The sequence below is a fragment of the Bacteriovorax sp. As-1 genome, assembly GCF_058446905.1.
Genome location: NZ_CP184341.1, coordinates 2545094 through 2557491, shown reverse-complemented (window position 1 = coordinate 2557491; position 12398 = coordinate 2545094). Strand labels below are relative to the sequence as shown.

Below are 12398 nucleotides of genomic sequence, written 5' to 3'. Positions count from 1 at the left end.
TTTACGCCTTTTTTAAAGATTCCATATCAATAACAAAACGGTATCTGACGTCGCCTTTTAACATGCGCTCGTAAGCTTCATTAATTTGATTCATGTTGATGAGTTCAATATCAGAAGTGATTCCGTGTTTCCCGCAGAAGTCTAACATCTCTTGTGTTTCTTGGATACCACCAATCAGTGAACCGGCCAGAGAACGTCTGGCAAAAATAAGCGCCGGCGCCTGGACTGTTGGCGCTGTGTTTGGAATTCCCAAAAGTACCATTGAACCGTCACGTTTTAGAAGATTCAAGTATAAATTCCAATCAAGCTCCACAGAAACTGTATTGATAATTAAATCAAATGTACTTTCTAACTTGGTAAATGTGTCCGGGTTTGAAGTGGCATAAAACGCACTCGCCCCCAGTCTCTTTCCATCAGCTTCTTTTTTTAGACTCTGACTTAAAATAGTGACTTCCGCTCCCATAGCGTGGGCAAGTTTAACGGCCATATGCCCAAGACCTCCAAGTCCAATCACGGCCACTTTTTTTCCTGGCCCTGCTTTCCAGTGTCTTAGTGGTGAATAAGTTGTAATCCCTGCACATAGAAGTGGGGCCACTCCATCCATTGATAAATTATCTGGAATTTTTAAAACGAAAGATTCTTTAACCACCACTGCAGTTGAATAGCCACCGTATGTTCTCGATCCATCTTTTTCAACTGCATTGTATGTTCCAACAGAGTTATCACAATACTGCTCAAGTCCTTCTTTGCAAGATTGACAGTGCTGACACGAATCCACTAAACATCCGACACCTACGCGGTCGCCGACTTTGAATTTTTTTACACTACTGCCAACTTTTGTCACAACTCCAACAATCTCATGCCCCGGGACGATTGGGAAAACAGAACCTCCCCATTCGTTTCTCGCCTGGTGTATATCTGAATGGCAAACTCCGCAGTGAGTGATTGAGATCTCTACATCATCAGCGCGAGGGTCACGTCGATCAATGGTAAAAGGAGCAAGTGGACTATGAGCATCTTGAGCAGCATAAGCTTTGATATTTTTCATGACATTCTCCATGGTATGAGTTGGAAAAAATGATCACCGCATCTCATGAGCTGGTCAAGCCCTTTGAAGGTAACTCCCTTGATCCTATTAGAAGATTTTTAGGAACTGACTATTTTTTAGACGATTTGAGGCATTATGGCAGAGCGACTTTTGACCTGTAGCTTTTTACCCCGGTACTTGGGTGGCTTTTTTTCTCATTTTGAACTCTTAAACTTTGGTATTGAATCTGCAATTCAGTCAAACGAGGAAACATCAAGTTAGGAGACTACTTATGCGCCATTCAAATGAAGAAAAAACAGATGTCGTAAGTGTTATTCTCGACGATCGCGAACTTTTAAATACCTTTGTCGACACTCTGGCCGAAAGAAGTGAGCGAACTTATGAAGATATCTCACAGGTTCTGAGGGTGGAGTCTATAGGTGGAATTCAGCGAATAAGGTGTTACATTTGGAAGTCACTGAAAGACTTGCTTCACAAGATTGCACAAAAAACTCAAGTGCTGGCAGTACTGGCGGAGTATAATGCGAAGAAAGAAGCAAAGAAGATCAAAAAGAATATTTAAGAAGAACTCTCTAGTGCTGTGGTTTTAAGCTTGCATTTTTTTTCCTCCTAGGCAGCACGTCTTTTCACAGGAGGAAACCTATGGACACCTTACAAAGATTCCACTCTGACGACCCCAAAGAACAAGCACTCAATATCGCTCAAAGCATTGTTTGATGAGACATCAGCTGAAGTTCTAGCAGAGCTAGAAAAGGACTTCAGTGACTTTCAGTCAGAAAATGTTGGCGGATTGGTAAACGATGAAAATCGCCCAACACCGACCCATGCTGAAACCCTCAAAAAAACATCTCTGCTAGATCGAAGAAAAACTGATCATTCTATTCCACTTTTTTTATGTCATTGACGATTGCTCTGCACACTCGTTAGTGTTGAAGAGACACTTTTTCAAGGAAGAAAAATGAAAACATCCCTAGTGGCCATGATCGCCCTGGTCTGCTCTTTTACTCTTAATGCTGAAAGCATTTTCCACGCTCCCAAAACATTTAAGGCACCTGAAGGACAAGTTGTTTTTATCGATATAAAAACAGCGGACTACTCTGTCACATACGATCCCAAAACTAAAAAAGTCACGGCCCAGTCGATTCTCGTCTTTGAAACTAAAGAGGACGGCATGATCGCCTTTGATCTGGTAGAAAATCCAACGAGCATGAGTTTAGATGGTGAAGCAGTTTCTTCAAAAATTATCAGCTCCCCAGATAAAGACACATGGTTTAGAATCGCGCTTAAAAATACAACTCCAGGACTACATAAACTGGAAATTAGCTCACCAATTACTCAAGGTGTGAGTTTTGGAAGCGATGGTGTCTCTTCCGCGTTCTGGTTTACTGATTTAGGCGACCGCTCTTACCTCGAAGCTTATTTACCGGCCAACTTTGAATTCGATCAGTATCAAATCACATTGAATCTTGATTTCAAAACCATGAATAAACAAAAAATTTATACCAATGGAAAAGTCACGGCTCTGGAAAACAACCGCTACAGAATCGAATTCCCAGAGACCTATACTTCTTCATCGCTTTACTTTCATACAGCATGGGCCGGACGTTATAATGAAAAGAGTTTTGTGTTTAAGTCTATCGATGGAAGAGAACTTCCTGCCATCGTCTATACAGGGGATAAGAGTTTAAACCTGGACAACATGAAAACTAAAATCACTCAAAGCCTCGATGGTCTGGAAACAAAATACGGTCCTTTCCTGCACCAAAATGTCACGGTCTTTATCGCCGGCAGCGGCGGTATGGAATACTGTGGGGCCACCATGACTGATGTCTGGGCGCTTAACCATGAACTTACTCATTCCTACTTTGCCCGCGGAGGTTTCATGCCGGCCAACGGAAACTCTGGGTGGATCGATGAGGCCATCACAACATGGAGTGATACTGGAGCAGGCACACTGGAGAACCCAAACAATATTCGCTCGAACATGGCCGGGAATTCAGAGTACCGCCGCTACACACACATGGATGCTTACACTCAAGGGAAAAATTTCATGGCCTACTTAAACTATAAGTATCAAGCGAGTGGCGGTTTAAGTGCTTTTTTATATCAGCTGATCTCAACTGAATCTTTCAAACCCATGACGACTGAAGAATTTGTTGGCAAGATGTCTGATTTTTACAGTGAGGACTTAATGCCGCTTTTTAAGAAGCACACTTATTCAGGCAAAAGTATCCAAGGCACTCCAGGTGAGCACCCTATTCATATGAAAATGACCATTGAAGAAATGCGAAGCCTTCTTTAAGGCTTCGCAACTTCTAAAATCCTAAGTGTCTTCGTTTTTCCATCAGGGAACATCCAATTAATTTCCTGCCCAACTCGAAGGCCAATCAATGCTGATCCTAAAGGGGCCAGGATAGAAATACGCCCTTCTTCAAAGTTCGCTTCACTTGGATAAGTCAAAGTGATGGTCATGGTTTTATCTTCCTGCACTGTCAGGAATGTCACCTTGGAGTTCATCATCACCAGATCCGTTGGAATCTCATGCTCACCAATAATTTTGGCGCGCTCAATTTCAATTTCTAAATTCTCATAATCACCGCTGTTCTTAAAACTTAAGAGATGCCTGATTCTTAAGTAATCACGTTCTGTGAGTAAAATCACATCGTCGTACATACGAAGTCCTTGGTTAAAGTTAAATAAGTGGGAAAAAAATTATGAATGTAAGGGTGACCGAGGATAAGGCTCCCCAGTCAAAACTATAGTGCGATGGTTTTGCGTGATGAAATAGTGAATAAAAATGATTTCTGTTGAGTCATAGGACCATTTTAACAGAAGATTATTTCTTATGCAATGTCAGGCGAACGGGGCGGTCGGTCTTAAGGGTAACATACCCTTTAACTCCCACTTCTTTCTGCATAGTTGTCATTCTAAAATGCTTGAAAAATTCTAAAGCAAACACGGTGATTTCCATCAAAGAAAATCGCGACCCGATACAATTTCTTTTGCCAATGCTAAAAGGCACAAAAGCTCCGCGTGGAAGATTCTTAATAGCTTCACTATCTAAAAATCTTTCGGGCATAAAATCATCAGGATTTTTCCACCATCTCGGGTCGCGGTGAGCGACATATGGGCAAACAGCAAGGACATGTCCTTTTTTAACATTCCACTTTCCTACTGAATTATCCTCAGTGATGTTGCGGGCAATAACCCAGCCGGCAGGATATAGTCTCATCGTTTCATTAATGATGGCCTCAAGAAAAGGGTATTTTCCTAATTCATTTGATGTTTCAAATTTATAATCACCGCTCTCAAGCTCTTTAATTAAACGCTCTTGATATTCTGGTTTTTTGGCCAACAAATAATAAAACCAGCTCATCGTAATCGCCGTCGTCTCATGACCGGCAATTAAAAAAGACATGATCTGATCAAAAACTTCTTCACGGCTCAAGTTGTGTTTATCTTCATCTTCTGCAGCAATTAAAAGATCCAGCATATCTTTTGAATCACGACCTTTGTTCTGAACTTTGTTATCGTAAAGCTTTTCGATTTCGGTCTTCACTCTTTTTAAAGCACTTTTAAACTCTATATGCTCTTGTAGCGGAAAACTTAGAGGTACATTGATAAGATTAGTCATTCTACGAGAAACAAAGCGCATGCAAATGTGCATATCGTGGGCCATTTGATCCATCTTTTGAGGCTCGAGGCTCGACCCAAAAAATGAAGTCACTGCAACTTCCAGGGCAAAATCAAACATCTTTCTCGTCCAGTCGAGCTCTTGCTCCACTTCAAGCCTGGCCACAAATTGTTCAGAAGCTTTTTTAATCTGAACGAGTAAAATATCCAGACCATTTTTTCCAAAGATAGGATTGAGCATGCGCCTTTGCTTTTCCCAGTCCTTCCCTTCACTGGTTAAGAGACCACTCCCCATCAAATGCCTTAACTGATTGTATTGATCACCCTTGATATAGATATCAGACTTGTCCTGAAGAACTCTCTAAGAGCGCTCAGGCCAGCCTGACAGAGTATATTGCTTTTAATGCATTTAGCGCATACGACCTGACTTTACGCGAGCGTGGAGACATGAAGACGCCCATCATGGCCTATCTTCCAAAGACACTTCGTCCCCTATTGCGTATTCGCTACTCATTCCAGAACATTCTTTCAACAGTTGTAGTTGTAGGAAAGCGCGATGAAATTCATCAGCCAAAATTTCTATCTAAAATTAAGCATATTATCCAATCACATAAAATGGATCAGGCCGCGAAGTTTATCTTCAACACGCTTCTTCCATGTGCTTTGATACCAACTAAAAAATTGCAAACTTTTTTTAAGAAGATCGATAGCGATCCAGAAAACCTGACTTGCTCAATGCTTATTAGCGCCGGAAAAGTTCCAAGGTCACACACTTTCCCTCTAGAGTGGAAAAATATTAGGATTTGGGCAAGAGGAACAATGTTAAAGTCTCCAGGTGTCGGAATTATTTATACTGGAACAAATGACTGCGAGACCATTACTATTGAATATGTCAAAGGACTAACCGATCTAGCGACAGTAGAATCGTTAAAAAAGAATTTACTTATGATTCTGTCTTCAAAACCTGAAGTAAAAGAAACAACTAACCAGCTCAAAATTCAATTAATTCCTAAATCACAGGAACATCTGGATCCACAAGAAGCAATTCTTCAGTAATTACTTTTCCCTTTTTATAATTTCGTTTGAATTCACCTGGAGTCACACCACAGGCCTCTTTGAAGACTTTACTGAAAGCACTTTCTGACTCATAACCAACACTGTGAGCGACTTCGGCGATACTCATATTATTCTTCTAAAATAGAAGTCCTGTCTTATGCACACGCCATCTCGTTAAGTACTCCAATGGAGACAACCCTACGACCAGCTTAAAACGTGAAGCAAAGGGGTGAATTAGAATCAAATCACACTTAAAAGAAAAAGTGACTTTCATGCCTCATAATTTAATTGAAGTTTCTTTTGTTGATGATAAAGAGACCTTAAAGTTTTCGATTTGATTTTATGTCGAAATGTTCTGATTTATTTTGATAAAAAAATAACTGAATCAATCTCTCATAAACTCTATGAGCACACGATCGTTCAGGGCTTTTTATTTATTGGTCACTCTGAGTCCTTCCAGGGTTGCACTCGCCCGTGGCTAAATCTCAATTAGTCTATTTACCAAAAGGCTAAACGCGCTTGAGCAACTGAAAATAAAGCATCATCAAAAAAAGAATCCCGGAAGTCAGCGCTGGGATAATAAATCCCAGATACTCCAGGTGATTAAAGGCATAACCACCTACGACCGAACCCAAACCAAAAAAGAAAATGATCCCAAGTCTCATCATAGTGGCCTTCTTTTCATTATCCAAAGGCCCTTCAATTTTTTTATAATTCAGTAAGCGCACTAATCCAATTCCCAAATCAGTAGTAATACCTGTAAGGTGAGTTGTTCGCACGACTGATTTTGAAACAGTGGTAATAGTTCCATTCTGAACACCACAAATAAAACACAGAAGAATTAGAAGTAAGTAGTCTCCAAGGCTATAAACACTTTCACCAAACACACCAAGCTTTCCACTCATTCCACCTACAAGCACAATGAGAATAAGAAAAAAGATCACACCAAAGGCGATATAGTATTTCGGTTTCTTATGCTGCTTTAATCTGATGTCAACTAAGACCCCACTCAACATGGCCCCAAGAAGAAAAAAGAGCGGTACAATCAACATCCCGATGGCGTGGCTTGAATCCTCTTTGTTGAGTTCATAACCAAAAAAAGTCGCAAACCCCGTGACATGGGAGACGAAACGATGGCAGGCCATAAAGCCACCAATATTGAGAACCCCGGCCTGGAAGGCCATTGTCATCCAAATGGATACATTACTTCTTGAATAGTGAGAGATTGATTCATTTCCAAAGATCATTGATCATCCTTTTGTCTTTAAAGTATTTTAATCTATGACGTATTTTTCCGCCAAGTACTCTGTCTTGTGAGAATTAAAAAAAATACTATACTTGGGAAATGGTTGCACTCATGATGATTTTACTGAGAACTCTCACCTTTTCTTACGCTGAGGATGATCATTGCCGTTATTTTAAATACTGTGGGAGCAGCTCTTCTCATGGCTCCAGCAAATCTGCACCTTCAGCTTCCATTGCCTCATCACTCAACCCTGGTAACATCAGCAAGCTTAAGGGACTGGGACTCGAATTCTCCTATCAACCGAGCAATCCGGTTGGTTACGCACTGGTAACAGGAAATGGAAAACTAGGAGCGGCCCTTATCGCCTCATCTGGCGATAATACTTTTTTTGGAAACCGTGCGATCGAAATCGATGACGTTTATCTTCAAAGAAGAGTGGATGACAAAAGATACAAAAATAAAAAACTACATGGGGCCATCGGTCTTTCTTTGATCGATAAATCAAATTTTGGTCTCGACCTGGGACTTTCGGCCAAGCGCCATTCTGAAATTAGAAGAATTAATCCAGGAATGGGTATCTCTGGCAAAATTTATTTTTTAAATTTTGGATACTACGTCTACAAAGACGATGCGAAAATCGCTTTGAACGATTACACCAATCCCTACAGCGGCACCCCCTATTCCCTTATTTACGGTTCTGAGACATACGAAGAAAAATACACAGTGACGACTCTCACACTAGGGACAAAGATTAAGAGTTTTGCCTTTGATCTCGCGGCCATTAAAACTGATTACAAATTCTACACAAGTCCTACTAGCATCAAGATCTACTCAAGCTCATACCTCTTTAAAAGCGTCCTCTTTAACCTTGCTTACCGCCAGGAAGAATCGGATAACTTAAAAGAGAAAGACGGAATACTTTCAATTGAAAGAAAAAAATCAGATATCTACGGCGGAGTTCAATATATTGCCAGCAAAAACCTAATGCTTGGGATTGCCTACAACGCTTTTCTTTTAAATGAATTCTCTGCCAACTTAACTCTTTTCCTGTAATAAGGTATAATCAAAATATGAGAAAAGTCCTCGTCTTCCAACATGTCGCCCACACTATTCTTGGAACTCTTAATCCCACTCTTAAATCCCGTGGTCTCAATATGCGCTATGTGAATTTCGAGCGCACCCCTGATGAACAGCCTTCAGTTCAAAAGTACAATGGACTTATCGTTCTCGGCGGCCACATGGGTGTTTATGAAGCTGATAAATACCGCCATATAAAAGTCGAAATGCAGCTCATTGAAGAGGCCCTAAAAAAAGAAATCCCTATTTTAGGAATTTGTCTAGGGGCTCAACTTCTGGCACATGTTCTTGGTGCAGAAGTTCGAAAAAGTGCTGAGAAAGAAATTGGTTGGTGTGATGTGAATCTCACAGACGAAGGTGCAAAAGATCCGCTTTTTTCTCACTTTAAAAAGACGGAAAAAATCTTTCAACTTCACGGTGACACTTTTGATATTCCCCGCGGAGCCACTCACCTGGCCTCATCTGATGTCTGTGCGGGGCAGGCCTTTAAATATGGTGATAAGGCTTATGGAATACAATTTCACCTGGAAGCTGATCAGGCGATGATTCTGCGTTGGTTGGACAACCCAAGAAATCAGGAAGAAATGTTTAAAACGCACTCTCCCTTTTCAGCTGAAACAATCAGAACAGAAACAGAAAAATACATTGCTCATTCGACCGATTTAAGTCAGAAAACATTTGATAAATTTATCAATCTTTTCTCTCTTAAAGAGCGCCCCGTTCGCCTGGGTTCCAGGTAAGACTTTTTGCCCCATTTCCCTCTCAAGTCAGTGACTAAATCTTTATTTTTAGAATGGCATTTTTTGGCATCTTTTATGCTCAATCTACATTGGATAGGGCAATAGACGTGTGTCTTTGTCTGAACTAAAACAGTAGGCCATTTAAGCTCACTGGAGGAGTGTTTATGAAAAATCTAATGACAGACGCTCATTGGGAGAACTGGATCAATTTTTTATTAGGTCTTTGGGTTTTACTCATCCCCTTTACTATGGGGGCCGGCTTTAATTCAAACCCTGGAGCTGTAAACGTCGTATCGTGGAATTTCCTTATGATTGGTACCATCGTTTCAACTCTATCAATTATTTCGATTCGACAATTAAAACCGTGGCCTGAATGGTTGATTTTCTTTTTTGGGGCCTGGTTAATCTTTTCACCATGGTTCCTGCTCTACTCAGACAATCACATTCTTTTATGGAACTCAATCGTCTTCGGTGTGTTGATTTCTGCTTCTTCCGGACTGGCCATTCCGATTGCCGAAAAGAAAATTTACCATAGAGTGTTAAGACATCATAACAACAATTTATTACTAAAACACTAAGTGTAATTTTCTTGCTGATTTCTGAAGTTTATCAAGTATATATTTCGGTGTCGCCTGGGAGCATCCAATCCCATGCGACAGCGTTTTTACTTCCTGGACAGCAATGATTTTCTTGTCATGAAACTCCGGCATTTTTTCGATTGCCAGGTTAGACCCTACGATTAAGTCAATTCTTTTCATCAAGAGCATATGAACAATTGAATTTAAATTGAACAATAACTCGGCTTCAATATTTTTTTCATTTAAAATATCGATTGCGGCAGAAGTATTCGTAATAATTTTTACTTTCTTATTGTTGCTTAAATCTTTTAGGCTCCATCTTCTGATGTCATTGCCTCTTTGATAAACCTTAAAAATGGTTTTTACCGGATGGTCGTAAATAAACTGGATGTTCATTTTTTTTCGTGCTTTAGTTCTTAACAGAGTAAGATTGCACCCCGGTTTCTTTCCGGTAAGAAAAATTTCCAGGCGTGGGATTGAGACGAACTGATAATGAAACTTAATCCCAGAGTCTTTTGAGAGTTTTTCAAAGCCATCTAACCACTCACCTTTAATTCCTTTGTTATCGTCTTGGTAAATAAGTGGTCTGATCTCAAAAACATAAATGGGCAAAACGTCCTCAGCAGACGCTTTCATTGACAAAAACAATAGTGCCAAAATGAAGCTCCATTTCATGTTTAATCCCTCTAAGGCCCTATTTTAGTATGTTTCCCTCTGGTGTGCAGTATTTTTATAATAAATTTAGTTGTCATTGATTTTCATGCTTTTTAGAATAAAATTATAATTTTTAATTGTGGATGGGTATGCGCTTGTATTTATTTTCCCTGATTTTCACTTCTCTTTTCTTCTCTTCAGCCGTTTCTGCTGAGCCAATTAAGCTTTGTTACGAAGATGTTGTGGTTTTCCCATGGATTACTGGTGACAAACAAGGGCTTGCACTTAGCGAAATGATGTATATCGAAAAGAAATTAAAGATTCGTTTTAAATACGTCAGACTTCCATGGAAGCGTTGTATGCTGGAAGCTCAGTCGGGGAAAGTTGATGCTTTAATCGCTGCCAGTTTTACTAGTGAGCGTACAAAATGGGGAGTCTACCCAACCAAGAGTAACGGCCAATTAGACACTTCCTTAAAGCTTCACTCAGATAGTTACATTGTTTTTGTAAGAAACGACAGCACCATCCGCTGGGAAGATGGAAAATTCATTAATCTTGGGAGTAATCAAGTTGGTGTTCAGCTTGGTTACAGTGTGGGAAATGACCTGCTAGAGGCCGGATACCCTGTTTATTCAACGAGCTCAACTGCAGCTGAACTTCTTGAGGCCCTTCAGAAAAAAGTTGTCAATGTCGCCGTTTTGCAACATCTGCCTTCACTTAAAACTCTCAATGAAAAACCAGCTCTAGGCAAAGGTATCTCGGCAATGCCACAGCCTTTTAAAGAAATGGATCAGTATCTGCTATTCACAAAAGCCTTCTATGCACATAACAAAGACCTCACTCGCAAGATCTGGAATACAATTCCGCAGGCACGTGAAAGTGGTGAATATCAAAAATTAAAAAAGACACTACTGGGAAACCCAAAAATTGATTAGCATACCGAAAGAATTCTTCCCTTGGAATGCTCTCCCTGATTCGCTAGAATAACGGCATTTATGAAAACACTTTTTCTCCGCCTTGTGGCCAGCACATTCATTATGCTTCTTCCAGCGCTCGCCCTTGCAGAAAGAGTCGTATTTGTTTCTCCTGAAGAAATTCCACCAAAAATTTTTCGCGAGAACGGGAAACTGCGCGGAACATATGTCGACATTATCAAAGCAGTGTGCGCACGCTTAAAAATTGAGCCAGTCTTTCAGCAGTATCCCTGGCCTCGTGCTATGACGATGGTGAAACATGGAAAAGTCGATGCTATTTTTCCTCCCTTTAAGACGCCGGAGCGCCTGGAATTCCTTTACTTTCCTTTTGAGCCTGTTAGCTACACTCGCAATGCTATCTTTGCTAGAAAAGTGAGAAATATCAATGTACGCAGTCTGGATGATTTAAAAAATCTCGTTGTTGGTATTAACGACCAATATTCTTATGGGCAGCAGTTTGATAATTTTAAAAAGAATCTCACACTTGATCTCAGTCGAAATGAAGAGATGCAAATCAATAAACTAAGTCATGAAGGCAAAGTCCGCATGGATGTGGCCGCAGCCTCTGAGGAGGCTTTTAAATATCTCAGTAAAAAAATGGGGTATGCTAAAGAACTTGAAATGGTTTACATTATTTCAGAAACCCCTTCTTATGTTGCTTTCTCCAAGGCCAAAGGAGAAAAAGTTAAAAAACTCGCTGAGAACTTCAGCCGCACCCTCAATCAACTGAAAAAAGAAGGCGTTATTGATACCATTCACGATTCTTACTTAAAATAAAGGCCCCAAATGGGGCCTCTATTAATGTTTCTTCACGTCAGCCTTTGTCGATTCATTTATTTGAATTCTTCTACTTCTCACCTGCTCACCTTTTGGAATATGAACGATCAATACTCCACCTTCATAAGAAGCTTCAATCTTACTGGAGTCTACTCCTGTTGGAAGAGTGAAAGTGCGGCGATAGGTTCCAAAAAATCGTTCTCGTCTTCCTTGTTTGCGGCCATCTTCAGAATCGTATTTTCTTTCGGCCGAAATGGTCAGTTGATTGGCCGAACAATCAATGGAGATATCTTCTTTTTTAATCCCCGGTAAATCTGCACTCACTAAGTACTCATCGGCAGTTTCATCAACGTCAATGGCCGGTGATAAAAAGCGATTGTCTGTCGGGAAAACCGATAAGTCTGAATTGAGGAAATTATCAAACCAGCGGCTTGGTTCCCAGTAGTCATTTGACCACGGTGAAAAGAAACCTGCTCGGCGAGAGGCCGGAAGATGCTCGCGGTCATAATTGGTCATATCTTTTTTCATAAACGACTCCTTGATCAAATATATTTAAAGACCTTCTCTTTTAAGAAGCATAAAACATGCCATTCTTTCATTGCAGTCGTTTACTGT

16 protein-coding genes are annotated in these 12398 nt (G+C 40.4%); 9 read left to right on the top strand and 7 right to left on the bottom strand.

Features of this window, described 5'->3' with window-relative positions; all coding sequences use genetic code 11:
• Position 1: 1 nt before the first annotated feature.
• Positions 2-1048 (bottom strand): NAD(P)-dependent alcohol dehydrogenase, encoded by a 1047-nt coding sequence (locus ACN20O_RS12905; RefSeq protein WP_491634333.1) that lies wholly within the window; start codon positions 1046-1048, stop codon positions 2-4.
• Positions 1049-1319: 271 nt separating this feature from the next.
• Between ACN20O_RS12905 and ACN20O_RS12900 the strand changes: the two genes are divergently transcribed.
• Positions 1320-1610: a hypothetical protein gene (locus ACN20O_RS12900; protein ID WP_491634332.1), complete on the top strand. Its 291-nt coding sequence runs from the start codon at positions 1320-1322 to the stop codon at positions 1608-1610.
• Positions 1611-2006: 396 nt separating this feature from the next.
• A complete protein-coding gene (locus tag ACN20O_RS12895) occupies positions 2007-3350 on the top strand; it encodes a hypothetical protein (RefSeq protein ID WP_491634331.1) in 1344 nt (447 codons plus the stop codon).
• Here ACN20O_RS12895 and rnk read toward each other — a convergent pair.
• Together rnk and ACN20O_RS12885 are read right to left on the bottom strand one after the other, a co-directional pair.
• On the bottom strand, positions 3347-3721 hold the full coding sequence (rnk, locus tag ACN20O_RS12890) for a nucleoside diphosphate kinase regulator (protein ID WP_491634330.1): 375 nt from the start codon (positions 3719-3721) through the stop codon (positions 3347-3349). The two genes, ACN20O_RS12895 and rnk, sit on opposite strands and share 4 nt — an antisense overlap.
• Before the next feature lie 163 nt (positions 3722-3884).
• Positions 3885-4976: a cytochrome P450 gene (locus tag ACN20O_RS12885; RefSeq protein ID WP_491634329.1), complete on the bottom strand. Its 1092-nt coding sequence runs from the start codon at positions 4974-4976 to the stop codon at positions 3885-3887.
• A 152-nt stretch (positions 4977-5128) separates the two neighbouring features.
• On the opposite strand from ACN20O_RS12885, the gene ACN20O_RS12880 reads away from it, so the two are divergent.
• Entirely contained in the window at positions 5129-5737 is a 609-nt protein-coding gene (locus ACN20O_RS12880) for a hypothetical protein (protein WP_491634328.1), read from the top strand.
• On the opposite strand, the gene ACN20O_RS12875 is transcribed toward ACN20O_RS12880, so the two are convergent.
• Positions 5691-5864 (bottom strand): helix-turn-helix domain-containing protein, encoded by a 174-nt coding sequence (locus ACN20O_RS12875; protein ID WP_491634327.1) that lies wholly within the window; start codon positions 5862-5864, stop codon positions 5691-5693. The genes ACN20O_RS12880 and ACN20O_RS12875 overlap by 47 nt on opposite strands.
• Positions 5865-6071: 207 nt before the next feature.
• Here ACN20O_RS12875 and ACN20O_RS12870 point away from each other — a divergent pair, with 207 nt between their 5' ends.
• Positions 6072-6230 carry a CheR family methyltransferase gene (locus ACN20O_RS12870; RefSeq protein WP_491634326.1) on the top strand — a complete coding sequence of 53 codons (159 nt, stop codon included), beginning with the start codon at positions 6072-6074 and terminating at the stop codon, positions 6228-6230.
• Between the two features lie 16 nt (positions 6231-6246).
• On the opposite strand, the gene ACN20O_RS12865 is transcribed toward ACN20O_RS12870, so the two are convergent.
• A complete protein-coding gene (locus ACN20O_RS12865; RefSeq protein ID WP_491634325.1) occupies positions 6247-6984 on the bottom strand; it encodes a YoaK family protein in 738 nt (245 codons plus the stop codon).
• 98 nt (positions 6985-7082) lie between these two features.
• Here ACN20O_RS12865 and ACN20O_RS12860 point away from each other — a divergent pair, with 98 nt between their 5' ends.
• The 3 genes from ACN20O_RS12860 (at position 7083) to ACN20O_RS12850 (ending at position 9378) form a co-directional block, all read left to right on the top strand.
• On the top strand, positions 7083-8036 hold the full coding sequence (locus ACN20O_RS12860) for a hypothetical protein (RefSeq protein ID WP_491634324.1): 954 nt from the start codon (positions 7083-7085) through the stop codon (positions 8034-8036).
• 17 nt (positions 8037-8053) lie between these two features.
• Positions 8054-8800, top strand: a complete 747-nt coding sequence (locus ACN20O_RS12855) for a type 1 glutamine amidotransferase (RefSeq protein ID WP_491634323.1) — start codon at positions 8054-8056, stop codon at positions 8798-8800.
• A 164-nt stretch (positions 8801-8964) separates the two neighbouring features.
• The gene (locus tag ACN20O_RS12850; protein ID WP_491634322.1) at positions 8965-9378 is read left to right on the top strand and encodes an SPW repeat protein; all 414 of its coding nucleotides are present in this window, start codon (positions 8965-8967) and stop codon (positions 9376-9378) included.
• Here the strand turns inward: ACN20O_RS12850 and ACN20O_RS12845 are convergent.
• On the bottom strand, positions 9367-10053 hold the full coding sequence (locus ACN20O_RS12845; protein ID WP_491634321.1) for a hypothetical protein: 687 nt from the start codon (positions 10051-10053) through the stop codon (positions 9367-9369). The genes ACN20O_RS12850 and ACN20O_RS12845 overlap by 12 nt on opposite strands.
• Positions 10054-10181: 128 nt before the next feature.
• On the opposite strand from ACN20O_RS12845, the gene ACN20O_RS12840 reads away from it, so the two are divergent.
• Together ACN20O_RS12840 and ACN20O_RS12835 are read left to right on the top strand one after the other, a co-directional pair.
• Positions 10182-10967 carry a substrate-binding periplasmic protein gene (locus ACN20O_RS12840; protein ID WP_491634320.1) on the top strand — a complete coding sequence of 262 codons (786 nt, stop codon included), beginning with the start codon at positions 10182-10184 and terminating at the stop codon, positions 10965-10967.
• Between the two features lie 60 nt (positions 10968-11027).
• Complete coding sequence (locus ACN20O_RS12835; RefSeq protein ID WP_491634319.1) at positions 11028-11783, top strand: substrate-binding periplasmic protein; 756 nt, start codon at positions 11028-11030, stop codon at positions 11781-11783.
• 21 nt (positions 11784-11804) lie between these two features.
• Here the strand turns inward: ACN20O_RS12835 and ACN20O_RS12830 are convergent, their stop codons facing one another.
• Complete coding sequence (locus ACN20O_RS12830) at positions 11805-12311, bottom strand: Hsp20/alpha crystallin family protein (RefSeq protein WP_491634318.1); 507 nt, start codon at positions 12309-12311, stop codon at positions 11805-11807.
• Positions 12312-12398: the final 87 nt, after the last annotated feature.

Coding starts and splice junctions, on each gene's coding strand:
- ACN20O_RS12905 (WP_491634333.1), bottom strand. CDS start 1,048: ATGAAAAATATCAAAGCTTATGCTGCTCAAGATGCTCATAGTCCACTT.
- ACN20O_RS12900 (WP_491634332.1), top strand. CDS start 1,320: ATGCGCCATTCAAATGAAGAAAAAACAGATGTCGTAAGTGTTATTCTC.
- ACN20O_RS12895 (WP_491634331.1), top strand. CDS start 2,007: ATGAAAACATCCCTAGTGGCCATGATCGCCCTGGTCTGCTCTTTTACT.
- rnk (WP_491634330.1), bottom strand. CDS start 3,721: ATGTACGACGATGTGATTTTACTCACAGAACGTGATTACTTAAGAATC.
- ACN20O_RS12885 (WP_491634329.1), bottom strand. CDS start 4,976: ATGGGGAGTGGTCTCTTAACCAGTGAAGGGAAGGACTGGGAAAAGCAA.
- ACN20O_RS12880 (WP_491634328.1), top strand. CDS start 5,129: ATGAAGACGCCCATCATGGCCTATCTTCCAAAGACACTTCGTCCCCTA.
- ACN20O_RS12875 (WP_491634327.1), bottom strand. CDS start 5,864: ATGAGTATCGCCGAAGTCGCTCACAGTGTTGGTTATGAGTCAGAAAGT.
- ACN20O_RS12865 (WP_491634325.1), bottom strand. CDS start 6,984: ATGATCTTTGGAAATGAATCAATCTCTCACTATTCAAGAAGTAATGTA.
- ACN20O_RS12860 (WP_491634324.1), top strand. CDS start 7,083: ATGGTTGCACTCATGATGATTTTACTGAGAACTCTCACCTTTTCTTAC.
- ACN20O_RS12855 (WP_491634323.1), top strand. CDS start 8,054: ATGAGAAAAGTCCTCGTCTTCCAACATGTCGCCCACACTATTCTTGGA.
- ACN20O_RS12850 (WP_491634322.1), top strand. CDS start 8,965: ATGAAAAATCTAATGACAGACGCTCATTGGGAGAACTGGATCAATTTT.
- ACN20O_RS12845 (WP_491634321.1), bottom strand. CDS start 10,053: ATGAAATGGAGCTTCATTTTGGCACTATTGTTTTTGTCAATGAAAGCG.
- ACN20O_RS12840 (WP_491634320.1), top strand. CDS start 10,182: ATGCGCTTGTATTTATTTTCCCTGATTTTCACTTCTCTTTTCTTCTCT.
- ACN20O_RS12835 (WP_491634319.1), top strand. CDS start 11,028: ATGAAAACACTTTTTCTCCGCCTTGTGGCCAGCACATTCATTATGCTT.
- ACN20O_RS12830 (WP_491634318.1), bottom strand. CDS start 12,311: ATGAAAAAAGATATGACCAATTATGACCGCGAGCATCTTCCGGCCTCT.